Consider the following 24850-nt stretch of genomic DNA (forward strand, 5'->3'; position numbering starts at 1 on the left):
CTCCATCGGGATACCTCATCCCACGGATCTACCCCAGCCCCAAGCCGTCACACAGACCACATCGGACGAACCTGACCATTCAAGATCTGTAGCGGTTGAGGTCTGGGACGCCGACGCCTACTCGGCCACGCTTGACGGACGGTGAAGACAGTTCAGTGACGGCAGAACTGATGCATGGACGCCACGGCTGAGGACGAGAAGTTCGCCTACGCCGTCCCCAGATGGGTGTGGAAGTGAACAACCCTGGGCTTGAAGGCCAAACCCTTGATCAAAGACCACTCATGCGGTTCGCGCACTGCTAACCATGGTGGGCGATCTTCGGATCGAACCCGTGACGTCTCCGGCGTAAAGCACCCGATCGTCTGGATGTAGTTCGGCGTAGAGGGCCCGCAGCTCCGCCAGGCCACCCTCGATCCCGGCGCACGACTGTCGTCACGGCGTCACCCTCCGACACGCCACGCCGCACCCCCTCCTTCCTCCCGCAAATGAAAACCGTTACCATTGCCATCGCCTGTTGCCGAGTGGGGAGGCGCCGATGGCGCACGTGTTGTTGGTGGAGAGCTGGGTCGGGGCGATGAGCCACCTCCTGCCGCGAGCAGTGTTGGAGACCGGGCACCGGTTCTCTTTCCTGACCCGGGACCTGCACCACTACCTGCGCGGCGCGCCGCCCGGCGGCACGCATCCGCTGCTGGCCGCGCAGAACGTGTTGACCGTCGACACCAACGACGTACCCGCGCTGGTGGAGCAGGCCGGGCGGCTGCACGCGGCGCTGCGCTTCGACGGGGTCCTCACCTCGTGCGACTACTACCTGGACACGGTCGCCCAGGTGGCCGCGCACCTCGGGCTGCCCGGTGCGGATCCGGCGGCGGTGCGGCGGGCGTACCGCAAGGATCTGGCCCGCACGGCGATGGCCCGCGCTGGGGTGCCGCAACCTCGCTTCGCGCTCGCCGACGGCTGGGCGGCCACCGCGCAGGCCGCCCGCGAGCTGGGGTATCCGCTGGTGCTGAAGCCGGTGGACCTGTGCGCCGGCATGTACGTGCGGCAGGTGGCGGACCCGACCGAGCTGCGCGCCGCGTTCGACGCCCTCGCCGCGTTCCCGGTCAATGCTCGGCGGCAGCCGAGGGTGCCGGTGGTACTGCTGGAGGAGCTGCTGACCGGTCCCGAGGTGAGCGTGGAGACGGTCACCGTCGACGGCGTGACCACGGTCGTCGGGATCACCGACAAGAGTCTCGGCGGTGCCTCCGGGTTCGTCGAGACCGGCCACATGTTCCCGGCGGTGCTGGACCCGGCGACCCGTGAGCGGATCGGCGAGGTGGCCGTGGCCGCTCTGGAGGCGGTCGGGCTGGATCGCGCGGTCGGGCACACCGAGCTGCGGCTGACGCCGACCGGGCCGCGCGTGGTGGAGGTCAACCCCCGGCCCGCCGGCAACCAGATCACCGAGCTGGTGCGCCGGGTCACCGGCGTGGATCTGCCGATGGTGTACGCGCAGCTCGCGCTCGGCGAACACCCGGACCTCACCCCGGCCGACACCGGCGTACGCAGTGCCGCGATCGCGTTCGTGCTGCCGCCGCGACCCGGTGTCGTGGCGCGGATCGACGGCACCGGGACCTGGTCGTCGGACCCTCGGGTGGTCGACTGGTCGGTGAAGCCGGACGGCCACCGGGCCGGGGACGCCAGCAGCAACAACGACTACCTCGGTCACGTGATGGTGGTCGACACCGCCGGTGCCGGTGCGCGGACGGTCGCCGACCGGCTGGCCGGGCAGGCCCGGGTCGGGTACCTCGACGAGAGCGTTCCGGCTGGTGCCGACGCCCGGGTCGGGGTCGGGGCGTGACCGCCACCTCGCCGGCCCGACCGGCGTACCGGTCGATGTCGGCGCTGGTGGAGGCCGTGCGCGCGGGACGGCTCGGGGCCGATCCGGCGCGGGCCACGGTCAGCGTCGGGTTCGTCACCCGGCAGGGCGTGCGGCACGCCTCGCGGGCGCACGGCTACCGCAACCACGTGCTGAGTCTGCGGGTCGACGCGGCGGTCGGATCGTGCGCGATCGAGCCGGGCGAGCTGCCCGACGAGACCGCGTACGACTGCGTCGGCGCGTCCGTGGCAGACCTGCTCGCTCACCCGCTGCTGCCGGTGCGGGTGGCCGCGCTGGACGCGTACCTGATGGCGGTGCGCCCGCACGCCGAGGCGGCGGACGCGACGGTCAGCGTGCCGGGCGGCGGGTCGCTGGCCAAGTCACGGGCGCGCGCCGAGGCGGTGGTGGAGCTGCTGCCCGCGAGCAGCCGCACGGTGCTGGTCGTCGGGGTGGTCAACTCCCTGTTGGAGCGGCTGCGGGCGACCGGTCGCCGGTATCTGCCGTGCGACCTAACCGGAGGCCGCACCGAGTGGGGCGAGCCGCACCTGCCCGACGCGACGGCGGTGCTGGACCGCTGCGACGCGATTCTGGCCTCCGGCATGACCCTCGGCAACGACACGTTCGCGCCGCTGCTGGCGCACGCCGCCGCCGAGCGGAAACCGTTCGTGGCGTTCGCGCAGACCGGCAGCGCGGTGTTGCCGTGGTTCCTGGGCGCCGGGCTGACCGCCGTGTCGGCCGAGCCGTACCCGTTCTTCTGGCTCGACGGTGGGCCGACGACCCTCTACCGCTACGGGGTGTCCGGATGAGCGCGCCGCAACTGTTGAACCTGGTCGGACACACCCCGCTGGTCTACGTCGACGCGCCGCTGCCGCACCCGCACGGCGGCTTCTGGGCGAAGGTCGAGTGTGCCGCGCCGGGTGGCATGAAGGCCCGCGCGGCGGTCACCATGCTGGCCGGGGCGCGGCGTCGGGGCGAGTTGCGCGACGGCGCGCCGGTGGTGGAGTCGACGAGCGGCACGTTGGGGATCGGGCTGGCGTTCGCCGGGCACGCCTTCGGGCACCCGGTGGTGCTGGTGGTGGACCGGGAGCTGGAGCCGTCGATGCGGGCGCTGCTGCGCGCGTACGGGGCCCGGCTGGAGGTGGTCGACCGGCCGCATCCGACCGGCGGGTGGCAGCAGGCCCGCCGGGACCGGTTGACCGAGCTACTCGCGGCGCTGCCGGGGGCGTACTGGCCGGATCAATACCACAACCCCGACAACGTGGCCGGGTACGCGAGCCTCGGTGACGAGATCGCCACCCAGGTCGACGCGGTGGACGTGCTGGTGTGCAGTGTGGGCACCGGTGGGCACAGCGCCGGGCTGGCGCGGGCGTTGCGGCGGTCCTGGCCCCACCTGCGGCTGATCGGCGTGGACACGGTCGGGTCGAGGATCTTCGGTCAGCCGGCCCGTCCCCGGCTGATGCGCGGCCTGGGCAGCAGCATCCATCCGGACAACGTGGACTATCCGGCTTTCGACGAGGTGCACTGGGTCGGTCCGGCGGAGGCGGTGGACACCTGCCGGCGGTTGGCGCGTACCGGCTTCGTCACCGGTGGGTGGAGCACCGGGGCGGTGGCCCGGGTCGCCGCCTGGGCCGCCCGGACCCGGCCGGACGCGCGGGTGGTGACGGTCTTCCCGGACGGCCCGCACCGCTATCTCGACAGCATCTTCGACGACGGCTGGTGCGCCCGGCACGGGCTGCTCGGTTCGGGACACGGACACCCGGTGGAGATCCCGCACCCCGGCGCGGTGGAGGTCACCCGGTGGAGCCGGTGCCGGACGGTGGCCGATCCGGTTGCTGACCGGGGGCGGGTGCCGGCATGAGGCTGACCTGGCAGGCGTACCCGCTGGTGCTGCGGGAGCCGCTGCGCATCTCGCGGTCGGTGATGGCCCGCCGGGAGGCGGTGCGGCTGACCGTGACGCACGACGGTCTCACCGGGCACGGCGAGGTCGTCACCAGCAACTACCTCGGACTTGACCGGGCGGCGATCGAGGCGTGCTGCGCTGGCTGGGCGGAGCGGGTGGCCGGCTGCCCGGACCCGGAGACGCTCCGGGGCGAGCTGGGCGCGTATCCGGGGCCGCCGGGGGTGCGTGGGGCGCTCGACGCGGCCGTGCACGACCTGCTCGGGCACGCCCGGGGCGTACCGGTGCACCGGCTGGTGGGGGCGCCGCAGCCGACGCCGGTGGCCACCGCGTACACCATCGGGCTGGTGCCGGTGCCGGAGGCGGCGGCGACCGCCCGACGGCTGGTCGCCGCCGGGTTCTCGGTGCTCAAGGTGAAGGCCGGCGACGCGGACGACCTGGCCCGGGTGGCGGCGGTCCGGGCCGCCGCGCCGCACGCCCGGCTGCTGCTCGACCCCAACGGCGGCTGGTCCGCCGAGCAGGCCGTGCGTCAGCTCGACGCGCTCGCGCCGCAACGGCTGGACGCGGTGGAACAGCCCATCCCGCCGGGCCGCCCCGACCTGCTGGCCTGGGTGGGTGCCCGCAGCGGCACGCCCGTGATCGCCGACGAGGACGCCGCCGGTCCGGCCGACCTGGACCGGCTGGCGGGCGCGGTCGCCGGGGTGAACGTGAAGCTGGCGCGGTGCGGCGGCATCACCGCCGCCGGGGACATGATCGAGGCGGCCCGGCAACGGGACCTGGACGTGATGCTCGGCTGCCTGGTCGCCAGCTCGCTCGGCATCGCCCCGGCGGTGCACCTGGCCGGTCTGGCCCGCTGGGTGGACCTGGACGGCCACCTGCTGCTCGCCGACGACCCGTGGACCGGCATCGGCGGCCGGGACGGTGTGCTGCGCCTGTCGGGGGCGGCCGGGCTCGGGGTGGCACCGGCGGCGGAGGCACCCCGGTGAGGGCCACCTGGGCGTCGTGGCGCGGCTTCCCGGTGCCGATCCGGCTGCTGGTGGTCAACCAGCTCGGCGTCAACGTCGGGTTCTACATGCTGCTGCCCTTCCTGGCCGGGTATCTCACCGACCAGATCGGGCTCTCGGCCGCCCTGGTCGGCCTGGTCCTCGGGGTACGCAACCTGAGCCAGCAGGGACTGTTCCTGCTCGGCGGCTCGGCGGCGGACCGGCTCGGCGCGCGCGGGGTGATCATCGCCGGGTGTGGGCTGCGGGCGGTCGGCTTCGCGGTCTTCGCGGTCGGCGGGTCGCTGGCGGCACTGCTGGTCGCCTCGGTGCTGACCGGTCTGGCCGGTGCCCTGTTCAACCCGGCCGTGCGCGCCTATCTGGCCCAGGCCGCCCCGGACCGGCGGGCCGAGGCGTTCGCCCTGTTCAACGTGTTCGCCAGCGCGGGCGCGCTGATCGGGCCGCTGGTCGGCAGCGCGCTGCTGCTGGTCGACTTCCGGGCGGCGGCGACCGGGGCCGCGCTGGTGTTCGCCGCGTTGACCGTGGCGCAGGCGCTGGTGCTGCCGGCCCAGCCGGTGACGGCCAGCGGGCAGAGCGTCGGCCGGGACTGGCGGGAGTCGCTGACCGACGGCCGGTTCCTGGCGTTCACGGTGGCGTTGAGCGCGCTCTTCGCGTTGCAGACCCAGCTCTATCTGGTGCTGCCGGTGCAGGCGGAGGCGGTCACCGGCACGCCGCTGGCGGTCGCCGCACTCTTCGTCGTCTCCACCGTGGTCACCGTGGCGGGGCAGGTCCGCATCACCGCGCGGCTGCGTCGCCACGTCGACCGGGGCACCGCGATCGCCGCCGGGATGGCGGTGACCGGTGCCGGGTTCCTGGTGCCGCTGCTGCCGCTGGGCGGTCCCCCGGCGGTACGCGTCCTGCCGGTGCTCGTCACCACGCTGGCGCTGGCGGTGGGGGTGATGGTGGCGCAGCCGTTCGTGCTGGAACTGCTGCCCGGATTCGCCCGCACCGGGCTCACCGGCACCTACTTCGGCGTCTTCTATCTCGCCTCGGGCGTGGTGGCGGCGCTCGCCACCACCGCCGTCGGCGGGCTCATGCAGACCGGATCGGACGGCGCGGCCGAGCGGGTCCCGGCCGGGGCGTGGCTGCTCTGCGCCGCCCTCGGACTGGCCTCGGCCGCGGCGGTGCGGGTGCTGCACCGCCGGAACCTGCTCAGCCCCCGACCGGCCGCCGACACCGCACCGGGCGACGCGCGGCTGCCCGCCGTCACCCCTCGCCGCCCCGGCGCGGCCTGAACACCGCAACACCTTCGAGAGGAAACCCCATGTCGATCCACCTGTCCCGCCGCACGCTGCTCGGCGGCGGCGCCGCCCTCGCCACCGCCCTGCTCACCGGCTGCGGCGGCGACTCCACCAGCGGCCCCGGTGCCGGTGACACCCCGAGGCGGGGCGGCCGGTTGCGGGTCGCGTTCGCCGGTGGCGGTGCCACCGAGACGCTCGACCCGCACCTGGCGAATCTGTTCAACGAGGCGTCCCGCGCCAAGGCCGTCTTCGACAAGCTGGCCGACTACGGCCCCGACGTGTCGATCCAGCCCCGGCTGGCGCTGAGCTGGGAACCGAACGCGGACCTGACCCGCTGGCGGGTGGCGTTGCGCGAGGCCACCTTCCACGACGGTCGGCCGGTCCGCGCCGCCGACGTGCTGGCCAGCTACGCCCGCATCGTCGACCCGGACCGGGCGTTCCGGGCCCGCGCCAGCCTCGCCCTGATCGACCTGCGGGCCAGCCGGGCGGTGGACGACCGCACCGTCGAGTTCGCCCTGCACCGGCCGTTCGCCGAGTTCGGCAACGTCCTGGCCGCGTTCGGCGCGTACATCGTGCCGGAGGGTGCCGAGACGTTCGACCGGCCGATCGGTTCCGGCCCGTTCACCGTGCGCAGCTTCTCCCCCGGCCGGTCGCTGCTGCTGGCCCGCTACCCGGACTACTGGGAGGGTGCCGCGCACCTCGACGAGCTGGAGTACGTGATCGCCAACGAGGAGTCGGCCCGGATCAACGCACTGCTCGGCGGGCAGGTCGACTACGCGCACGACGTCAGCCCGACCACCGCGCGGACGCACACCGGCAACGACCGGGTCGCCATCACCCGGATGCCGAACAGCAACCTGCTCGGCTTCACGATGAAGGTGGACCGTCCCCCGTTCGACAACCGGGACCTGCGCGAGGCGATGTTCCTGCTCACCGACCGGGAGCAGCTCGTCGAGACGGTGCTCTCCGGCACCGGGCAGGTCGGCAACGACCTGTTCGGCAAGGGCTTCCAGTACTACGCCGACGACATCCCGCAGCGCACCCGCGACCTCGACCGGGCCCGCGCGCTGGTGGACCGGGCCGGTGCGCGCGGACTGCGCATCCCGTTGGACACCGCACCGGTCGCCGCCGGTTTCGTCGAGGCCGCCAGCGTCTTCGCCGACCAGGCCCGTCAGGTCGGGCTCACCGTCGAGCCGGTGCAACGCAACAAGGACACCTACTGGCGGGACGTGCTCGACGGCGGCGTGCTGGCCACCTTCCGCAGCGGCGCCATGCCGATCGAGACGCACATCTCGCAGCGGCTGCTGACCACCTCCACCACGAACGCCACCCGCTGGACGCGGCCCGAGTTCGACGCGCTCTACGGCACCGCCGTCTCCACCCCCGACGAGGCGGGTCGCCGCCGCGCGTACGGGGACATGCAGCGGATGCTGCACGCCGAGGGCGGGCTGCTGGTGTGGGGGTTCGCCGACTTCCTGGTGGCCACCGCCCCGAAGGTGCGCGGAGTCTCCGCCGAGGCGCCCGCGAACACCCTGGACTGGGCCCGCTTCGACAAGGTGTGGCTGGCTTGAGTCTGACCCGCTACACCGTGCAGCGGCTGCTGCTCGGCGTCGGGCAGGTCGCCGGCATCACCACCGTCGTGTTCGTCCTCACCGAGGCGCTGCCCGGGGACGCGGCCGTGGTGATCGCCGGTGACCATCCCGACCCGGAGCGGATCGCGCTGATCCGGGCGCAGCTCGACCTCGACCAACCGGCCTGGCGACGCTTCCTGGACTGGTTGGTCGGGCTGCTGCACGGCGACCTCGGTGCCTCGCTGATCTCGCAGCGGCCGGTGCTGGACCTGATCGTCGGCGGGGCCGCCGCGACGCTGCTGCTCGCGGTCGCCACGCTGGTCCTGCTGGTGCCGCTCGCCGTCGGGCTCGGCATGCTCGCCGCCCGCCGCGAGGGGGGCCGACTCGACCGGACACTCACCACCCTCGCGGTCGGACTGTACGCGGTGCCCGAGTTCGCCCTGGCCATCCTGCTGGTGGCGGTCTTCGGCGTCCGGCTGGGATGGTTCCCGCCCACCGCCGTCGGCTCCGACCTGCTCGCCCAGCCGGGGGTGCTGGTGCTGCCGCTGCTGGTGCTGCTGGCCCGACCGATCTGCTCGATCAGTCGGCTGACCCGCGCCGGCATGGTGGACGCCCTGCGCGCGGAGTACGTCCAGCACGCCCGCCGTCTCGGTCTCTCCACCCGGCGGCGGTGGCTGGCGCACGCGCTGCCGACCGCCGCCGCGCCGGTCGTGCAGCAGGTCGCCCGCACCACCGACTGGCTGCTCGGCGGCGTCATCGTGGTCGAGGCGGTCTTCGTCATCCCCGGGCTGGGCACCGCCCTGGTCGACGCGGTCGCCGCCCGGGACGTACCCACCGTCCAGGGGCTCTGCGTGGTCGTGGCGGTCACCACCGTGCTGGTCAACCTGGTCGCGGACCTGGTGGCGTTCCGGCTCGCCCCGCGTACGGTCGGTGTCCGGTGACGGCCCGACGGCGAATGCCCCGGGCGGTCGTCGGGATCGTGCTGCTCGCCGTGCCGCTGCTGCTCGCGGTCGCCGGACCGGTGCTGGTCACCGAATCCGACGCGCGGACCCGACCGTTCGACGGCGCGGGTCTGCTCGGCACCGACTTCGTCGGCCGGGACGTCGTGGCGCAGGTGCTGCTCGGCGGGTGGTCCGTCGTCGCGGTCGCGGTCGCCGCCACCGCGCTGGCCTATCTGCTGGGTGTGCCGCTCGGCCTGGTCGCCGCGCTGACCCGGCACCGTCGGCTCGACGAGGCGCTGATGCGCCCGCTGGACCTGCTGCTCGCCATCCCGTCGTTGCTGCTGCTCATCCTGCTGGCCGCCACCGCGCCACGCGGGCCGTTGACGCTGGTGGTGATCGTCGCGGTGGTCACCCTGCCGGAGGTCGCGCGGATCACCCGCGCCGCCGCGTTGCCGCTGGCGCACGGCACCGTGATGGAGGCGATGCGGCTCTACCGGGAGACCTGGTGGCGGCGGGCGATGGGCTACGTCGTGCGGGGCATCCGCCGGGTCCTGCTCGCCGACGCCGGGGTGCGGTTCATCGGCGCGGTCTATCTCGTCGCGACGGCCAGCTTCCTCGGCATCGGGGTCGCCCCGGACGCCGCCGACTGGGCGGTCATGGTCGACCGCAACCGGGGCGGGATCTTCCTGCAACCGTGGGCGGTCGTCGTGCCCGCCGCGCTGCTCGTCGCGCTCGCCGTCGGCGTCAACCTGGTCACCGACGCGCTGTTGACCGGCCGGGAGCCGGTGGCGGAACCGGACAGCGCGCGTACCCGGGAGGAGGTCCGATGATCCGGGTCGACGGGCTGGGTGCCGTCGCCGACGGACACCGGTTGCTGCGGGACGTGTCGTTCACGGTGCCGTCCGGTGGGGTGCTCGCCGTCGTCGGTCCGTCCGGCAGCGGCAAGTCCACCCTCGGGCGGGCGCTGCTCGGCGAGGTCGGTCCCGGCGTACGCCTCACCGGCCGGGTCGAGATCGACGGTCGGGTGGTCGATCCCGGGAACCCGGCGCCCGGTGGACTCGTCGGGTACGTCCCGCAGCAGCCCTCGGCCGCGCTCACCCCGGTACGCCGCATCGGTCCCGTGCTGCACGAGATCGCCCGCCGACACCGCCCGGTCTCCGGCCGTCGGGCCCGCCGCGCCGCCGTCCGGGAGGCGGTCCGGGCGGTGCTGACCCGGGTGGGGCTGCCCGCCGACATCCTGCGGCGCTACCCGCACCAGCTCTCCGGCGGGCAGCAGCAACGACTGGTGATCGCGCACGCCCTGCTGGCCGGGGCCCGGGTCCTGGTCGCCGACGAGCCCACTACCGGGCAGGACGGCCTGCACCGCCGCGACGTGGCCGCCGAACTGCGCCGCCTGGCCGCCACCGGGGTCACCGTCGTCCTGCTCAGCCACGACCTGCACCTGGTCCGGGCGATCGCCGACGACGCGATCGTCCTGGACCGGGGCGTGGTGGTCGCCGCCGGTCCGGCGCACACGGTCGTCGGGGAGCCCGCCCGGTCCGCTCCGGCGGCCCGTCCCACCGCCGGGTCCCCGCCGGTCGAGGCGCTGCTGCGGGCCGAGGCACTGACCGCAGCGCACCGGGGCGGCACCGTCCTGCACGGCGTCGACGTGACGCAGGGCGACGCGCAGTGCCTCGCGCTGATCGGCCGCTCCGGCAGCGGGAAGACCACCCTCGCCCGCTGTCTGGCCGGGCTGCACCGGCCGGACACCGGCACCGTCACCCTCGACGGCCGACGCCTGGCCGCCTCCCTCGACCGACGGGACCCGGCCGACCTCGCCGCCGTGCAGTACGTCTTCCAGGACCCCCGGGCGAGCTTCCACCCGTACGCGCCGGTGCTGGCGCAGGTCGCGCGGCCCGCCGTACGGCTGCGGCGACAGGAACCCGCCGACGTGCTGGCGGCGGCACGTGCCCTGCTGGATCAGGTCGGCCTCGACCGGGACCTGGTCACCCGTCGGCCGGACCGGCTCTCCGGGGGCGAACTGCAACGCGCCGCCCTGGTCCGGGCCCTGCTGACCCGGCCGCGCCTGCTCGTCTGCGACGAGATCACCTCCGGGCTGGACGGCGTCAACCGGGACCGGATCCTCACCCTGCTGGACGAGCTGCGGCAGGCGCACCGCCTGGCGCTGCTGGTCATCACACACGACACGGAGGTCGTCGTCCGGCTCGCCGACCACGTGGTCGTGCTCGACCACGGTCGGGTGGTCGAGCACGGTCGCGCCGACGACCTGCCCACCCGTGCCCGGTCGCCGCTGACCCGCGCGCTGCTGGACCCGACGATCGCGCTACCCGCAACCACACCCGACACCGAGGAGATGAGCAGGACATGACCGACGAGACGACCGGACCGTACGACCTCCGCACCGCCGGGCCGCAACACCTCGACGGTGCCCGCAGCGTCATGCTGGACACCTTCTACCAGGTCTTCGGCTACGGCTACCAGCCTCGTTGGCACGCCGACGTCATCGACCTGGCCGGCACCTACCTGCGCCCGGAGCGGCACGCCCTGTTCGTCGCCACCAAGGGTGACGAGGTGGTCGCCACCACCGCCGTACGCGCCGCCGCGCCGAACAGCCCGCCGCACCCGCGCTGGCTGGTGGAGCGCTACCCGGCGGCGAGCACGGCGCAACTCTTCCGGGTGTACGTCCGTCCGGAGCACCGGCGCAACGGGCTCGCCCGCGCCCTCGTGCGGCGTGCCGTCGCGTTCGCCGCCGGGCAACCCGACTACCGGGTGGTCTATCTGCACACCGACACCCGGGTGCCCGGTGCGGAGGCGTTCTGGCGCGGGGTGGCCGACCTGGTGCACGACCCGCGCGACGGTGATCCACACGCCTCCCCCACCGTCCACTTCGAGATCCCGCTCCCCGGCCGCAGACCGGCACACGGGGACCAGATCGCCGCCGATTCGGCACGGTCGGGGGCTTCCCCAAGGGCCACCTCCGTTCGATAGCATCGAACACGGGTCCGGACGGGTTCCGGCCAGCGCGACAGGAGGTCCCCATGCGGTCCACGGGCAGTCATCCGGTCCCGGAGCAGGCCCGCCCCGACGACGGGAGCAACGGCCACACCCCGGCCGACCTGGTCGGAGCCCGGATCCGCCAGTACCGCAAGGAGCGCGGGCTGACCCTGCGCGGCCTCGCGTCCCGCTCCGGGCTGTCGATCGGCTTCCTGTCCCAGGTCGAGCGCGGCATCTCGTCCATCGGGCTGACCGCGCTCGGCAGCGTGGCCAAGGCGCTGGACCGGACGGTCGGCGACTTCTTCGACGCCAGCACCGCGCCGGTCGGAGGCACCGTCACCACGCTGCCCCACCACTTCTCGCTGACCAGGGCGGAGACCACCGCCACGCAGTACGTCTCGGGTCAGCAGACCTACCGGATGCTCTCCGAACGCGGACCCGACCTGCTGCTCGAACCGATGCTGGTGCACATCGCCCCCGGCGGTCGGCGGGAGAACGCGTACGGCCACGCGGGCGAGGAGTTCGCCTACGTCATCTCCGGCGAGCTGCTCTACGAGGTCAACGGCGTCGAGCACCGGCTGCACCCGGGCGACAGCGTGCACCTGCGCTCCACGGTGCCGCACACGATGTACAACGACACCGACGCGGTGACCACCGTGGTCTCGGTCGTCACGCCCCGGCTGTTCTGACGGCGGCCCCGGCTTGTTCACTGTGATGAAACAAGCCGGCAACTCCGGGAGGTCCGGCGGGCGGGCTCACCGCCCGAGACTGCGCCCCACCTGATCCATGGTGGCCTGCCAGATCGCCGAGCCGGGACCGATCACGTCGAAGTGGTCGCCGGGGAGTTCGAGGTGGGTCAGCTGGTCACCGGCCGCCCGAGCGGCCACCGCGTACCGGCGGTTGATGTCGACCAGGTCCGGGCTGTCGCCCGCCCCCTGCACCAGCAGCGTGGGCACCCCGATCGGCAGCCGCGCCATCGGGTCACCGGCCGCATACCGCTCGGGGACGGTCGTCGGGGTACCACCGAGAGCGGCGCTGACCGCACCGTCACCGAGCTGACGGCCGTCGGCCTCGGCCAGGTCCAGCACACCGGCCAACGACACCGCCAGGGCGACCCGTGGCCCCGGGCCGTCGTCGGCCACCAGGTCCGCCGCCGCCCGCAGCGCCAGTTGCCCACCGGCCGAGTGGCCGAGCACGGCGATCCGGTCCAGGTCCAGCACACCGGCGTCGGGCAGGTCGGGCAGCACCGCAAGTGCCGCCGCCACGTCGGCGGTGGTGGCGTCCCAGCCGTGCCGGTCCGGCCGCCGGTACTCCACGTTCCACGCCGCGTAGCCACGCGCGGCCAGGTCCACGGCGAGCGCGTCCATCAGGTCGGCGCCCCAGTACGACCGCCAGAAGCCGCCGTGCAGCAGCACCGCGACCGGCACCGGACGCGCCGGGTCCGTGGTGGGCAGTCGCAGCTCACCCCACTGGTCGGCGTGCGCGCCGTAGGGAACCCGCACCGCCGGGGACCAGTGCTGGTACACCGCGTGGCGGATCGCCCAGGCCAACCCCCACACGCCCCGGCCGGAGAGGTGGCGGGCACCGGTGACGGCGGTGGCCACGGTGAGGTCGTACCAGACGACGTGCGGGGCGGCCCCGGTCATCAGGGCCCGCGCGGACGCCGTCGGACCGGGCAGCACCACCACCGGCGCGGCGGTGGCCGCCAGCGCCGACTCCAGCGCGGCGGCCGAGTCGACGGCCACCAGGCGACCGGTGCCGCCGAGGTCGGCGGCGGTAGCCGTGGTGAGCGACTCCAGCAGGGCCAGGTCGGCGGTGAGGTCCGGGCCGACCAGCACGGTGACGTCCATGCGGCTCTCCTTCAGCGACGCAGCAGGGGCAGGACGGCGGTGCCGAGCAGGTCGACCCCCCGGTCGTCGGTCAACCCGTGCGGAGTGCCGAACTCCACCCGCCGGACCCCGGCATCGATGAGCTGCTGGGCCTGGGCGGCGACCTGCTCGGGGGTACCGGAGAAGGCGAAGCGGTCGAGCACCTCGTCCGGGATCAGCCGACCGGCGGCGTCGTGCGCGCCCGCGTCGACCAGTTCCCCGACGCGCGCCACCAGGCCGTCCGGCAGGGTGACCGTCGGGTCCAGGTCGGCGACCACCGCGAGGTACATGGCGACCTCGGTCCGGGCCTTGGCCCGCGCCGCCTCGCCGTCGGTGTCCACCACCGTCACCGCACCCAGGACGATGCCGACCTCGTCCACGTCACGTCCGGCGGCGAGGGCGCCGACCCGGAGCCGGTCCCGGACGACCGGCACCATGTCGGGGTTCGCGCTGCCGCCCACCTTGATCTCGTCGGCGATCCGACCGGCCAGGGCCGCGCCCTTCGGTCCCCACGCCCCGATCAGCAGCGGCGGATCGGGGCGCTGCACGGCGTAGCGCAGCGCGGTCTCCGGGGCCAGCGTGAAGACCTGCCCCCGGTAGCCCTCCCGGTCACCGCGCAGCAGGCGATAGACGACCGCCGCCGCCTCCTCGATGGTGGCCAGCGGCTTCGGTTGGGGCAGACCGACCGCGCCGAGCCAGGTGCCGCGCGCCAACCCCAGATAGGCCCGTCCGGCCGAGGCCAGGTCGAGCGCGGCGAGCTGACCGGCGATCTCGTACGGCGCCAGGCTGTACGGGTTCAGGCAGGCCGGGCCGAGGCGTACCCGGCTGGTGGCCTGGGCCATCTCCAGCAGCGGGAAGATCGGTGGCTGGTACATCAGGTCGCCGAAGACGGTCAGCACGTCGAATCCGTGCGACTCGGCGGCACGGGCCAGCCGGGCGTACGCGCCGGCAGGCTTGTCGCTCTGTAGGCCGAGTCCGATCTCGACCGTCATCAGGTGAGGTCCGCCGAGTTCATCCGGCGGCGGCAGGTGCGTTCCACCTTCATGATCAGCCGCTCCTCCGGGTCCGGGCAGGCGAAGTGCGAGTCCTGGTCGAGCCAGTCCCCGGCGGCCAGGTCCCGCTGCTTGGCGGCGAGGAAGGGCAGCACGGCGGCGAGGGCGTAGACGCAGAAGTGCTTGCCCTCGGGCAGCTTCAGGTGGGCGCTGTTGACCAGGTCGAACGAGTCCCCGACGGCCATGCCGCAGACCGAGCGTCCCTCGATGCGGTCCACGGTCACCCGCAGGTCGTAGATCTCCATGTCGCCGTCCGGGCTGTCGGTCATCCTCGCTCCTCCTCGTCGAGTCGTACGATGATCTTGCCGGTGCTCCGTCGGGCGGCCAGGTCGTCCAGGGCCGCCGGGGTCTGCGCCAGCGACACCACCCGGCTGACCGGGGGCCGGACCGCGCCGGAGTCGCAGAGGTCGAACAGCGCCCGGTAGGCGGCGGCGACCGCCTCGGGGCGACGCCACGGGTACTGCGAGCCCCAGGAGAGTCCGATCAGGTCGGCGTTCGCCGCGATCAGTCGGGCCGGGTCGACCGGCGGTGGCGGTCCACCGGCCGCGCCGACGCTGACCAGGCGGCCCTCGAACGCGAGACAGTCCAGCGAGCGGGCGAGCAGGTCGCCGCCGACCGGGTCGACGACCACGTCCACGCCCTGGCCGTCGGTGGCCTCGCGGACCGCCGCCACGAAGTCCTCGCCGGTGTAGTCGATCGCCACGGAGGCACCCTGGGCCCGGCAGACCTCGGTCTTCGCCGGGCCACCGGCGGTCGCGACGACCCGCGCGCCCCGGGCGACGGCGAGTTGGGTGACGGCGATGCCGACCCCACCGGCACCGGCGTGCACCAGCACCGTCTTCCCGGCGGTGACCCCGGCGCGTTCCAGCGCGAACCAGGCGGTCTGGTAGGTGACCGGCAGGGCCGCCGCGACCGTAGGGTCCACCGTGGAGGGACGGGGCACCACCACGGTCGCGTCGACCGTGACGGTGTCGCCGAGGGCACCGCGCGGCAGCGCCGGGCAGGCGATGACCTCCTGGCCCAGCAGGTGCTCGGCACCGGCACCGGCCGCCACCACGCGACCGGCCGCCTCGACACCCGGGGTCATCGGGGGCTCCGGCCGCACCGGGTACTCGCCCCGGCAGAGCGAGACGTCGAGGTAGTTCAGCCCCACGGTGCGGACCGCGAGCTGGACCTCACCGGGGCCGGGCGCGGGGTCGTCGGGCCGGTCGGCCATCGACAGCACCCGACCGGGCTCACCCGTGTCGTACGCGACCAGCCGCCGGATCATCGCGCCGCCACCGGCTCGCGGAGCGACTCGGCGTGGTGGTGCACGATCTGCCACCGGCCGTCGACGCGGCGCAGCACGTCGGTGACGCGGGCGGACGACGGCGGCTCCTCGGCCCCGGCCCGCGCGATCAGCAGATAGCGGGCCAGGCCCACGTCGCCCCACACGTCGATGCGCTTGTCCTGCGCCGCGAGCACCGCCAACTGCGGGCGCTCACCGGCGGCGTCGCGCTGGTCGCGGTAGGCGTCCAGCTCCGCCCGGGTCCGCAACGGCCCCGGCAGGTGGGTCTCCCAGGTGGTCACGTCGGCGTGCAGGTGCCCGTCGAAGCGCTGGCGGTCCCCGGCGAGGAAGGCCGCGTACAGGTCGTCGATGAGCGCGGCGATCAGTGCCGCGTCGGTTGCCACGATCGTCATGTCGTCTCCGTCCGGTCGTCCCGGGCGATCCGCCCGCCCTTCATCACCCAGCGCACACCCCGGAACGCCGAGGTGGCGGCGAGCGGGTCCTCGTCCATCGCGATCAGGTCGGCCAGCTTGCCGACCTCGACCGTGCCCCGGTCGTCCTCGACGCCCAGCCAGCGCACCGGCCCTCGGGTGCCGGCGTGCAACGCCCGCGCCGGGCCGATCCGCTCGGCCATGTACTCCAGCTCCCGGACCGTGGCGTTGGTGCCCTCGAAGTGCCAGAACGGCGGCATGTCGCTGCCGAGCAGCACCTCCACCCCGGCGTCGACCGCCATCGCGAAGCTCTCCAGGTGCCGGGGTCCGGCCCCGAGCGACCGGCACTGCATCCACTCCGGTACGCCCAGCTCGTCGAAGAACTCCTTGCAGCGGGTCACCAGCAGCGTCGGCACCAACGCGGTGCCCTGCTCCGCCATCCGCGCCACGACCTGCGGGGTGAGCTGGTAGCCGTGCTCCACACAGTCCAGTCCCAGCTCCACCGCCGCGCCGATCACCTCGGCCGGTCCGGCGTGCGCGGTGACCTTGCGGCCCCAGGCGTGTGCCGTCTCCAGCACCGCGGCCAGCTCGTCGGTGAACAACTGCGGCGTGTTGATGCGCTCGTGCTCCCCGGCGATACCGCCGGAGATCATCACCTTGATCAGGTCCGCGCCGGCCTTGATCTGGCTGCGCACGCCGTGGCGGAACCCGACCGGTCCGTCGCACTCCAGGGTGTCGCTGCTCTCGTGGCCGTGCCCGCCGGTGCAGACCAGCGCCCGCCCGGCGGTGTGGATGCGGGGGCCCTGGGCCCGACCGGCGGCGATGGCGCGGCGCAACGCGAAGTCGGCGTGGTCCTTCTCGGCGACGCAACGCACCGTGGTCACGCCGCAGTGCAGCGTGCGCCGGGCCCCGTCGGCCATGTAGTACGCCAGGTCGTGCGGACCCATCGTCTTCACGTCGTCGCCGCCGGCACCGGGCAGCGACAGCGAGAAGTGGGTGTGCATGTTGGCCAGACCGGGCGTCAGGTACGCCCCGTCCAGGTCCACCTCGCGGACCGCACCGGCGGCCCGGGCCTCCTTCGCCACCTCGGCGTACGGGCCGACGGCGGCGATCCGGTCGCCGCGTACCCAGACGGCGGCGTCCGGCACCGGGTCCACGCCGTCCACCACGCGCGCGTCCAGCACGGTGCAGTGGGCCAGCAACAGGTTCGGCTCGACGGCGCTCATGCGATCACTCCATAGGTCTCACGGGCAGCGTCGGCGGAGACGTACCCCTCCGCCACGTCACGGCGTACCGCCTCCGGATCCCGCAGACCCGGATCACCATGACCACCACCACCAGCGGTCAACAACGACACCCGATCACCCGCCACCACCGCAGTCCGACGCGTACTCACCCGCGCCTCACGATCCGTACCCGGAAACACCACCACCTGATTCGGCTCCGGCGACAACCCACCCGCCAACGCCCACGGCGCACTCCGCGTCTTCTTGATCACCGAAAGAAACTCCCCCGACGACACGAAACGAATATCCCGCCGCAACCCACACCCACCCCGGAACCGCCCCGCACCACCCGAATCCATCCGAATCTCCACCCGCTCGAAGAACATCCCGGTCTTGGCTTCCAGGACTTCGACGGGGGTGTTGCGGGCCTGGGTCTGGCACAGGTGGTTCGCCGGGCCGATGCCGTCGTGGTCGACGGTGCCGCCCCAGCCCACCGGGTCGTTGTTGCTGACCGCGAAGATCTGACCGGTCTCCGGGTGCGCGCCCACCATCATGAACCCGGGCACGTCACCACCACTGGACGCCGGCAACCGCTCCGGCATCCCCTGCGCCAACGCCTTGTAGATCAACTCCAGGGCGACCGTCCCGGTCCACTGGGTGAAGGTCGCCGCCGGGTAGACCGCGTGGAACAGCGTGCCGGGCTCGGCGCGTACCCGCAGCGGGGCGAAGTGCCCGGCGTTGCTCTGCTCGGTGGGGGTGGTGATCGCCTTGAAGGCGACCCGGCAGGTGGCGATGGTGGCGCCCAGCGGCAGGTTGACCGGGCCGGGGACCGCCGGTGAGGAACCGGCGAAGTCCACCGTGAACGTGCCGTCGGCGACGGTCACCGTGGCCCGCATCAGGATCGGCTCGTCGGTGACGCCGTCGTCGTCGAGCCAGTCCTCGGCCGTCCAGGTGCCCTGCGGCAGGGCGGCGACCGCCTCGGCGGCGGACTCGGCGGCCGTGGCGATGAGCCGCTCGACCACGGCGTCCACGGTGGCCGTGCCGTGCCGGCGGTACACCTCGGTGAGGCGACGCTCGCCGGTGCGCAGCGCGGCGATCTGCGCGTGCAGGTCACCCAGCACCGCGTCCGGCATCCGCGAGTTGAACCGGATCAACTCGTGGATCTCGCGCACCGGTTCTCCCCGGGACACCACCTTCGTCCCCGGGAAGATCAACCCCTCCTGGTGCATGTCCGTCGAGTCCAGTACGTACCCCGGATCCTTCGCCCCGAGGTCCATCCAGTGCGCCCGGATGCAGAGGAAGCCGATCAGCTCCTCCCCGTCGGCGTCCGCCGGGTCGGGCAGGAAGACCGGGGCGAACAGGGTGGCGTCGTAGCTGTGCGCGGCGTTCCAGTACGGGTAGTTGAGCAGCACCACGTCGCCCGGGTGCAGGTTCTCCCGACCCACGTACTCGACGCCTCTGGCCAGCGAGTAGTCGTTCGCGCCGAGGAACCGGGACAGCCCGGTCGACTCCGCGACCAGCCGCAGGTGGCGGTCGTAGACGGAGATGCCGAAGTCGTGCACCTCGTAGATGACCGGGTTGAATGCGGTACGCACCAGCGTCACCCGCATCTCCTCGGCGGCGGAGGTGAGGTAGCTGCCGATCACCTCGACCGTCGCGCCGTCGACCGGGGGCTCACCCATCGACGTCCACCCCGTAGACCTCGCGGGCGGCGTCGGCGGAGACGTACCCCTCCGCCACGTCACGGCGTACCGCCTCCGGATCCCGCAGACCCGGATCACCATGACCACCACCACCAGCGGTCAACAACGACACCCGATCACCCGCCACCACCGCAGTCCGACGCGTACTCACCCGCGCCTCACGATCCGTACCCGGAAACACCACCACCTGATTCGGCTCCGGCGACAACCCACCCGCCAACGCCCACGGCGCACTCCGCGTCTTCTTGATCACCGAAAGAAACTCCCCCGACGACACGAAACGAATATCCCGCCGCAACCCACACCCACCCCGGAACCGCCCCGCACCACCCGAATCCGTCCGAATCTCCACCCGCTCGAAGAACATCCCGGTGCGGGCCTCCATCACCTCGATCGGCGTGCCCCGCCCGGTGCTGCCGGAGACGTGGGTGGCGGCCTCCATGCCGTCGTGCTCGGGAGTGCCGCCCCAGCCGACCAGGTCGTTGTTGCTGACCGCGAAGATCTGACCGGTCTCCGGGTGCGCGCCGACCATCATGAACCCGGGCACGTCACCACCGCTGGACGCCGGCAGCCGCTCCGGCATCCCCTGCGCCAACGCCTTGAGGATCAACTCGACGGCGACGATGCCGGTCCAGAGCGTGAAGGTCGGCTGCGGATAGACCGCGTGGAACAGGGTGCCCGGCTCGGCGCGTACCTCCAGCGGGGCCACGGTGCCGGCGTTCGACGGCTCGTCCGGCGAGGTCAACGACTTGAGGACGACCTTGCAGATCGCCTCGGTGGCGCCGAACGGCATGTTGATCGGCCCCCGGGTGGCCGGTGCCGAGCCGGCGAAGTCCACCACGAAACGCTCGTCGCTGACGGTGACCGTGACCCGCATCTTGACCGGGTCCTCGGTGATGCCGTCGTCGTCGACCCAGTCCTCGGCCGTCCAGGTGCCCTGCGGCAGGGTGGCCAGCGCGGCGCGGGTGCGGGCCTCACCGTCGGCGATGATGTGGTCGACGGCGGCGGAGACGGTGTCCCGGCCGAACTTCTCGATGATCTCCAGCAGTCGGCGCTCGCCGGTGCGCAGCGCCGCGATCTGCGCGTGCAGATCACCCAGCACCGCGTCCGGCATCCGCGAGTTGAACCGGATCAGCTCGTGGATCTCGCGCACCGGCTCTCCCCGGGACACCACCTTCGTCCCCGGAAAGATCAACCCTTCCTGGTGCATGTCCGTCGAGTCCAACACGTACCCCGGGTCCTTCGCCCCGAGGTCCATCCAGTGCGCCCGGACACAGAGGAAGCCGACCAGGTCGCCGTCGGCGTCGGCGTCCGCCGGGTCGGGCCGGAACACCGGCGCGAACAGCGTCGCGTCGTACGCGTGCGCGGCGTTCCAGTAGGGGTAGTTGAGCAGCACCACGTCACCCCGGTGCAGGTTCTCCCGACCCACGTACTCCACGCCCTTGGCCAGCGAGAAGTCGTTCGCGCCGAGGAAGAAGGTCAGCCCGGTGGCCTCGGCGACCAGACGCAGGTCGGCGTCGTAGATCGACAGGCCGAAGTCGTGCACCTCGTAGATGACCGGGTTGAACGAGGTCCGGATCAGGGTGGCCCGCATCTCCTCGGCCGCCGACAGCAGATAGCTGCGGACGACCTCGACCTGAGCTCCGTCCAGTGTGGTCATGCCGACTCCTCCAGGGTGACCAGCAGGTAGCGGTGCTCGTCGACGGTGACCCGCTGGCCACTCGGCACGACCGTGGTGGAGGTGCCCTCGTCGACCAGGGCCGGACCGCTGAACGTGTCGCCCGGCTCCAGCGCGGCCCGGTCGTACACCGCGAACGGGACCACCGCACGCGAGCCGAAGTCGTACGCGTCGCGGTGGGTGAGCAGCGCCCGGGACGGGTCACCGTCGCCGCGCGGGTGGGTGCCCAGCTCCGGGCGGGTGGTCCGGCCGATGCCCCGGACCCGCAGGTTGAGCAGTTGCAGCGGATTGTCCATGGTGTGGCCGTAGCGGGCCCGGTGCACCTCGTCGAAGGCGCCGCGCACCGCGTCACGATCCAGCGTCGACCCGACGGTCACCATCAGGCTGTGTTCCTGGCCCAGGTAGCGCACCTCGAACTGGCGCTCCAGCACGGCCTGGTCGGCCGGTACGCCCTGGTCCACCAGCGAGGCGACCGCCTCCGCCTCGACGGCCTTGAACAGCTCCTCCAGCTCGTCCAGCCCCACCTCGTCGAGGCCCGCCATCACGGTACGGCTGAAGTCGTTCACGATGTCCGCCGACAGCATGCCCCAGGCGGAGAAGCCGGACGGCGCGAACGGCACGACGACCTCGCCGATGCCCATCTCGCGGGCCAGCAGCGGAGCCAGCAGCGGCCCGGCGCCGCCGAAGGCGAGCAGCGAGAAGTGCCGGGGGTCGTGCCCCCGCTCCACGGTGATCTGGCGGACCGCGCCGACCGTACGGGCCAGCAGCACGTCGAAGACTCCGGCGGCGGCGGAGGTGGCGTCCAGCCCGAGCGGCCGCGCCAGTTGCTCGTCGATCGCCGCCCGCGCGGCCGTGTCGTGCAGGCCCATGGTGCCGGCGAGGAACCGGTCCGGGTCCATGTAGCCGAGCACCACCGCCGCGTCGGTGACGGTCGGTCGGGTGCCGCCCCGGCCGTAGCAGACCGGCCCCGGGTCGGCCCCGGCGCTCTGCGGCCCCACCTTGAGCAGACCCCGGTCCAGCCAGGCGATCGAGCCGCCACCGGCACCGATGGTCCGGATGTCGTACGTCGGGATCAGCAGCGGGAAGTGCTCCAACTGCGCCTCGTACGCGGCCACGGCGGTGCCGTTCTCGATCACACAGGCGTCCAGCGAGGTGCCGCCGATGTCGAACGTCAGCAGCCGCTCCCGGCCCAGCTCCGAGGCGAGGTACGCGGCACCGACGATGCCACCGGCCGGGCCGGACAGCACAGTGTGCGTCGGTGACGTCTTCGCCACCGCGCTGGTCATCGAGCCACCGCCGGACCGCATGATCAGGAACTGCCCGGCGAAGCCCCGCTCGGCCAGGCCGGACTCCAACTCGTCGACGTACCGTTCGAAGATCGGCCGGATGTACGCCTCCAACACGGTGGTGCTGGTCCGCTCGTACTCGCGGTACTCGCGCACGATGTCGGTGGAGAGCGAGAGGCTGACCTCGGGGAACTCCTCGCGGATCAGCCGGGCCGCCTCGCGTTCGTGCGTGGGGTCCAGGAACGAGTGCAGGAAGCAGATGGCGATCGAGGTCACCTGCTGGTCCACCACCAGCGTGCGGGCGGCGGCGCGGACGCTGGCCGGGTCCAGCTCCTCCACCACCCGGCCCCGGTGGTCGAGGCGACCGCGTACCCCGGCGGTGAAACGGCGCTGCACCAGGCTCGGCGGGCGCTGGTACTGGAAGTCGTACATGTGGTCCGACGGCACGTTGCCCCGGCCGATCAGGAAGATGTCGCGGAAGCCCTCGTTGGTGATGATCCCGGTCCGGCCGCCGCGCCGCTCCAGCACCGCGTTGAGTCCCAGCGTGGTGCCGTGCGTGAACAGCTCCACCTCGGACAGGTCAGTGCCGAGCGCCTCGATGGCGGCGAGCACCCCGTCGGCCGGACGGGCCGGCGTGGTGGACGCCTTGCGGAAACGCACCCGGTTGGTGCGGGTGTCCAGTTCCATCGCGTCGACGAACGTGCCGCCGATGTCGACGGCCAGCCGGATGGGGCGACGGGTCATGGCGTGTCGGCCTGCTTTCCGATCAGGGCGGGAAGTTCCGGTACGCGCCAGCAGGCGGCCCGGCTCGCGCCGTACGACTGAAGTTCCTGCGGCTCGGAGCGACAGGTATCGGTGACGAAGGGGCACCGGGCGGCGAGCGCGCAGCCGGTGGCCGCGTCGGTCTCCTCCAGGTCCTTGACCAGCTCCACCCCCGCGACGGACGCGGGCGGCGCGCCGAGGCGGGGTGCGCTGGCCAGTAGTGCCCGGGTGTAGGGGTGGCGGGGGTCGTCGAACACGACGTCGACGGGCCCCTCCTCCACCACGCGACCGAGATAGAGCACCGCCACCCGGTCGGCGAAGCCCCGGACGGTGGCCAGGTCGTGCGAGATGAAGACCGAGGCCCGGTCGGTGTCGGCGGTGACGTCGGCGATCACGTCGAGGATCTGGGCCTGCACGGTGACGTCGAGGGCCGAGGTGGGCTCGTCGAAGACGATCAGGTCGGGCTCGCCGACCAGGGCGCGGGCGATGCCGATGCGCTGGGCCTGACCGCCGGAGAGCTCGTGCGGGTAGCGCCGCAGGATGGACCGGTCGAGTTCCATCCGGTCCAGCACGGCGGCGACCCGGGCCTCCCGCTGGGCGGCGGGCAGGCCGGCGGCCCGCAGCGGCTCGGCGATGGAGTCGCCGACGGTACGCCTCGGGCTCAGCGACCCGATCGGGTCCTGGAAGACGAGCTGGGCGCGGGTCCGCAGCCGGCGCAGTTTCCGGCCCCGGGGCGCGGGGCGGCCCGGTTGCCGGACCAGGTGCTGCCCGGCGACGGCGACGGAGCCGGAGGAGGGTGCGACCAGCCCCATGATGAGTTTGGCGAGGGTGCTCTTGCCGCAGCCGCTCTCGCCGACCACGCCGAGCGTCTCGCCGGGTGCCAGGCGCAGGCTCACGCCGCGCAGCGCGTGGTGTCCGCCGGAACCGAATCGGCTGCGGTAGACCACGTGCGCGTCCTCGATCTCCAGCACGGCGGACCCGGACTCCGTCGCGTCGGGTGCGACGGTGGGCGTGGGGGCCGCCTCGTCGGTGGCGATCGGGCCGGTCTGCGGGTGGTAGCAGGCCAGCGACCAGTCGGCGGCAGGAGCGTCCGTCCCGCCGGCCGGCGCCGCCAACTCGGCGGCGCGCGCGTCCATCGGGGTGGTGGCCGGACGGCTGGTGGTGCAGGTGTCGTCGGCGTGCGGGCAGCGGGCCGCGAACGGGCACTGGTGCGGCGCCTCGCGCAGCAGCGGCATGGCGCCGGGGGTGGCCACCACCGGTCGGCCGCCGACGTCGGGCACCGAGCGCAGCAACGCCCGCGTGTAGGGGTGCGCCGGTTCCCGGAAGACCTGGTCGGCCGGTCCGCTCTCGACCACGGTGCCGGCGTAGAGCACCACCACCCGGTCGCAGACCTCGGCGATCGAGGCGAGGTCGTGCGAGATCAGCAGGACGCTGCGGCCGTCCACGTCGGCGGCGTGCCGGAACTGGCGCAGGATCTCCCGGGTGAGCGTCACGTCCAGGCCGGTGGTCGGCTCGTCGGCGATCAGCAGACCGGGCGCGCAGCCGGTGGCCAGCGAGATCATCACCCGCTGGGCCATGCCGCCGGACAGCTCGTGCGGGTACGCCTCCAGGCGGCGTTGCGGGTTGCGGATGCCGACCGCCTCGAACAGCTCCCGCGCGGCCTCGCGGGCCCGTTCGGCGGACATGTCCTGATGGGTGACGAGCCGGTCGGTGAGCTGGCGTCCCACGGTGCGGGTGGGGCTGAGCGCCCCACGCGGGTTCTGGAAGCAGATCGCCGCCCCTCGTCCCCGGTGGGCGGAGAGGGCCGTCTCGTCCATCCGCAGCACGTCCGCGTCGTCGAAGCGGACCCGCCCGCTGGCGTGCGCGCCGGTGGGCAGCAGGCCGACCACCGCGCGGGCCACCATGCTCTTGCCGCCGCCGCTCTCGCCGACCAGGCCGACCACCTCGCCGGGCCGGACGGTGAGGCTGACGTCGCTGAGAGCGGCCACCTGCCGGCCGGCACGGTGGATGACCACGGAGAGGTTCTCGATGGAGAGCATGG

General features: G+C 73.3%; 21 protein-coding genes. 11 read left to right on the forward strand and 10 right to left on the reverse strand.

Translation table 11 applies throughout. From position 1 onward, the window contains the following. Positions 1 to 535: 535 nt before the first annotated feature. Genes ACWDVW_RS28275 through ACWDVW_RS28325 form a run of 11 tightly spaced genes read left to right on the forward strand, consistent with a single transcriptional unit; the run spans position 536 to position 12225 of the window. Positions 536 to 1834 (forward strand): ATP-grasp domain-containing protein, encoded by a 1299-nt coding sequence (locus tag ACWDVW_RS28275; RefSeq protein ID WP_449954772.1) that lies wholly within the window; start codon positions 536 to 538, stop codon positions 1832 to 1834. Beyond that, positions 1831 to 2658, forward strand: coding sequence for a Rossmann-like domain-containing protein (locus ACWDVW_RS28280; RefSeq protein ID WP_449954775.1), 828 nt, complete (start codon positions 1831 to 1833; stop codon positions 2656 to 2658). Before ACWDVW_RS28275 ends, ACWDVW_RS28280 begins: the two co-directional genes overlap by 4 nt. Then, on the forward strand, positions 2655 to 3710 hold the full coding sequence (locus ACWDVW_RS28285) for a PLP-dependent cysteine synthase family protein (RefSeq protein ID WP_449954777.1): 1056 nt from the start codon (positions 2655 to 2657) through the stop codon (positions 3708 to 3710). Before ACWDVW_RS28280 ends, ACWDVW_RS28285 begins: the two co-directional genes overlap by 4 nt. Beyond that, the gene (locus ACWDVW_RS28290) at positions 3707 to 4735 is read left to right on the forward strand and encodes a dipeptide epimerase (protein ID WP_449954780.1); all 1029 of its coding nucleotides are present in this window, start codon (positions 3707 to 3709) and stop codon (positions 4733 to 4735) included. The genes ACWDVW_RS28285 and ACWDVW_RS28290 overlap by 4 nt, the downstream gene beginning before the upstream one ends. Continuing rightward, complete coding sequence (locus tag ACWDVW_RS28295) at positions 4732 to 6024, forward strand: MFS transporter (RefSeq protein ID WP_449954783.1); 1293 nt, start codon at positions 4732 to 4734, stop codon at positions 6022 to 6024. Before ACWDVW_RS28290 ends, ACWDVW_RS28295 begins: the two co-directional genes overlap by 4 nt. 29 nt (positions 6025 to 6053) lie before the next feature. Next, on the forward strand, positions 6054 to 7601 hold the full coding sequence (locus ACWDVW_RS28300; RefSeq protein ID WP_449954785.1) for an ABC transporter substrate-binding protein: 1548 nt from the start codon (positions 6054 to 6056) through the stop codon (positions 7599 to 7601). After that, positions 7598 to 8542 (forward strand): ABC transporter permease, encoded by a 945-nt coding sequence (locus ACWDVW_RS28305; protein ID WP_449954787.1) that lies wholly within the window; start codon positions 7598 to 7600, stop codon positions 8540 to 8542. The genes ACWDVW_RS28300 and ACWDVW_RS28305 overlap by 4 nt, the downstream gene beginning before the upstream one ends. Then, positions 8539 to 9372: an ABC transporter permease gene (locus tag ACWDVW_RS28310; protein ID WP_449954789.1), complete on the forward strand. Its 834-nt coding sequence runs from the start codon at positions 8539 to 8541 to the stop codon at positions 9370 to 9372. The genes ACWDVW_RS28305 and ACWDVW_RS28310 overlap by 4 nt, the downstream gene beginning before the upstream one ends. Continuing rightward, on the forward strand, positions 9369 to 10910 hold the full coding sequence (locus ACWDVW_RS28315; protein WP_449954791.1) for an ABC transporter ATP-binding protein: 1542 nt from the start codon (positions 9369 to 9371) through the stop codon (positions 10908 to 10910). The genes ACWDVW_RS28310 and ACWDVW_RS28315 overlap by 4 nt, the downstream gene beginning before the upstream one ends. Next, positions 10907 to 11530 (forward strand): GNAT family N-acetyltransferase, encoded by a 624-nt coding sequence (locus ACWDVW_RS28320; RefSeq protein WP_449954794.1) that lies wholly within the window; start codon positions 10907 to 10909, stop codon positions 11528 to 11530. The genes ACWDVW_RS28315 and ACWDVW_RS28320 overlap by 4 nt, the downstream gene beginning before the upstream one ends. Positions 11531 to 11580: 50 nt before the next feature. Beyond that, on the forward strand, positions 11581 to 12225 hold the full coding sequence (locus ACWDVW_RS28325; RefSeq protein ID WP_131054526.1) for a helix-turn-helix domain-containing protein: 645 nt from the start codon (positions 11581 to 11583) through the stop codon (positions 12223 to 12225). A gap of 66 nt (positions 12226 to 12291) precedes the next feature. Here ACWDVW_RS28325 and ACWDVW_RS28330 read toward each other — a convergent pair whose 3' ends face one another. The 10 genes from ACWDVW_RS28330 to ACWDVW_RS28375 are packed head-to-tail and all read right to left on the reverse strand — an operon-like array spanning position 12292 to position 24848. Further along, positions 12292 to 13386, reverse strand: coding sequence for an alpha/beta hydrolase family protein (locus ACWDVW_RS28330; RefSeq protein WP_449954798.1), 1095 nt, complete (start codon positions 13384 to 13386; stop codon positions 12292 to 12294). A gap of 11 nt (positions 13387 to 13397) precedes the next feature. After that, on the reverse strand, positions 13398 to 14396 hold the full coding sequence (locus tag ACWDVW_RS28335) for an LLM class flavin-dependent oxidoreductase (RefSeq protein ID WP_449954802.1): 999 nt from the start codon (positions 14394 to 14396) through the stop codon (positions 13398 to 13400). Continuing rightward, a complete protein-coding gene (locus ACWDVW_RS28340; protein WP_449954805.1) occupies positions 14396 to 14725 on the reverse strand; it encodes a TIGR04076 family protein in 330 nt (109 codons plus the stop codon). Before ACWDVW_RS28340 ends, ACWDVW_RS28335 begins: the two co-directional genes overlap by 1 nt. Further along, positions 14722 to 15726, reverse strand: a complete 1005-nt coding sequence (locus tag ACWDVW_RS28345; RefSeq protein WP_449954808.1) for a zinc-binding dehydrogenase — start codon at positions 15724 to 15726, stop codon at positions 14722 to 14724. Before ACWDVW_RS28345 ends, ACWDVW_RS28340 begins: the two co-directional genes overlap by 4 nt. Next, positions 15723 to 16136, reverse strand: coding sequence for a nuclear transport factor 2 family protein (locus tag ACWDVW_RS28350; protein WP_449954810.1), 414 nt, complete (start codon positions 16134 to 16136; stop codon positions 15723 to 15725). Before ACWDVW_RS28350 ends, ACWDVW_RS28345 begins: the two co-directional genes overlap by 4 nt. Further along, the gene (locus ACWDVW_RS28355) at positions 16133 to 17380 is read right to left on the reverse strand and encodes an amidohydrolase family protein (protein ID WP_449954813.1); all 1248 of its coding nucleotides are present in this window, start codon (positions 17378 to 17380) and stop codon (positions 16133 to 16135) included. The genes ACWDVW_RS28350 and ACWDVW_RS28355 overlap by 4 nt, the downstream gene beginning before the upstream one ends. After that, positions 17377 to 19062: a hydantoinase B/oxoprolinase family protein gene (locus ACWDVW_RS28360; protein ID WP_449954816.1), complete on the reverse strand. Its 1686-nt coding sequence runs from the start codon at positions 19060 to 19062 to the stop codon at positions 17377 to 17379. Before ACWDVW_RS28360 ends, ACWDVW_RS28355 begins: the two co-directional genes overlap by 4 nt. Next, entirely contained in the window at positions 19055 to 20743 is a 1689-nt protein-coding gene (locus tag ACWDVW_RS28365; RefSeq protein WP_449954819.1) for a hydantoinase B/oxoprolinase family protein, read from the reverse strand. The genes ACWDVW_RS28360 and ACWDVW_RS28365 overlap by 8 nt, the downstream gene beginning before the upstream one ends. After that, entirely contained in the window at positions 20740 to 22791 is a 2052-nt protein-coding gene (locus ACWDVW_RS28370) for a hydantoinase/oxoprolinase family protein (RefSeq protein WP_449954822.1), read from the reverse strand. Before ACWDVW_RS28370 ends, ACWDVW_RS28365 begins: the two co-directional genes overlap by 4 nt. Beyond that, positions 22788 to 24848 carry a dipeptide ABC transporter ATP-binding protein gene (locus ACWDVW_RS28375; protein WP_449954825.1) on the reverse strand — a complete coding sequence of 687 codons (2061 nt, stop codon included), beginning with the start codon at positions 24846 to 24848 and terminating at the stop codon, positions 22788 to 22790. Before ACWDVW_RS28375 ends, ACWDVW_RS28370 begins: the two co-directional genes overlap by 4 nt. Positions 24849 to 24850: the final 2 nt, after the last annotated feature.

The organism is Micromonospora sp. NPDC003241, assembly GCF_053589795.1.

Coding starts and splice junctions, on each gene's coding strand:
- ACWDVW_RS28275 (WP_449954772.1), top strand. CDS start 536: ATGGCGCACGTGTTGTTGGTGGAGAGCTGGGTCGGGGCGATGAGCCAC.
- ACWDVW_RS28285 (WP_449954777.1), top strand. CDS start 2,655: ATGAGCGCGCCGCAACTGTTGAACCTGGTCGGACACACCCCGCTGGTC.
- ACWDVW_RS28290 (WP_449954780.1), top strand. CDS start 3,707: ATGAGGCTGACCTGGCAGGCGTACCCGCTGGTGCTGCGGGAGCCGCTG.
- ACWDVW_RS28300 (WP_449954785.1), top strand. CDS start 6,054: ATGTCGATCCACCTGTCCCGCCGCACGCTGCTCGGCGGCGGCGCCGCC.
- ACWDVW_RS28315 (WP_449954791.1), top strand. CDS start 9,369: ATGATCCGGGTCGACGGGCTGGGTGCCGTCGCCGACGGACACCGGTTG.
- ACWDVW_RS28320 (WP_449954794.1), top strand. CDS start 10,907: ATGACCGACGAGACGACCGGACCGTACGACCTCCGCACCGCCGGGCCG.
- ACWDVW_RS28325 (WP_131054526.1), top strand. CDS start 11,581: ATGCGGTCCACGGGCAGTCATCCGGTCCCGGAGCAGGCCCGCCCCGAC.
- ACWDVW_RS28330 (WP_449954798.1), bottom strand. CDS start 13,386: ATGGACGTCACCGTGCTGGTCGGCCCGGACCTCACCGCCGACCTGGCC.
- ACWDVW_RS28335 (WP_449954802.1), bottom strand. CDS start 14,396: ATGACGGTCGAGATCGGACTCGGCCTACAGAGCGACAAGCCTGCCGGC.
- ACWDVW_RS28340 (WP_449954805.1), bottom strand. CDS start 14,725: ATGACCGACAGCCCGGACGGCGACATGGAGATCTACGACCTGCGGGTG.
- ACWDVW_RS28345 (WP_449954808.1), bottom strand. CDS start 15,726: ATGATCCGGCGGCTGGTCGCGTACGACACGGGTGAGCCCGGTCGGGTG.
- ACWDVW_RS28350 (WP_449954810.1), bottom strand. CDS start 16,136: ATGACGATCGTGGCAACCGACGCGGCACTGATCGCCGCGCTCATCGAC.
- ACWDVW_RS28355 (WP_449954813.1), bottom strand. CDS start 17,380: ATGAGCGCCGTCGAGCCGAACCTGTTGCTGGCCCACTGCACCGTGCTG.
- ACWDVW_RS28360 (WP_449954816.1), bottom strand. CDS start 19,062: ATGGGTGAGCCCCCGGTCGACGGCGCGACGGTCGAGGTGATCGGCAGC.
- ACWDVW_RS28365 (WP_449954819.1), bottom strand. CDS start 20,743: ATGACCACACTGGACGGAGCTCAGGTCGAGGTCGTCCGCAGCTATCTG.
- ACWDVW_RS28370 (WP_449954822.1), bottom strand. CDS start 22,791: ATGACCCGTCGCCCCATCCGGCTGGCCGTCGACATCGGCGGCACGTTC.
- ACWDVW_RS28375 (WP_449954825.1), bottom strand. CDS start 24,848: ATGCTCTCCATCGAGAACCTCTCCGTGGTCATCCACCGTGCCGGCCGG.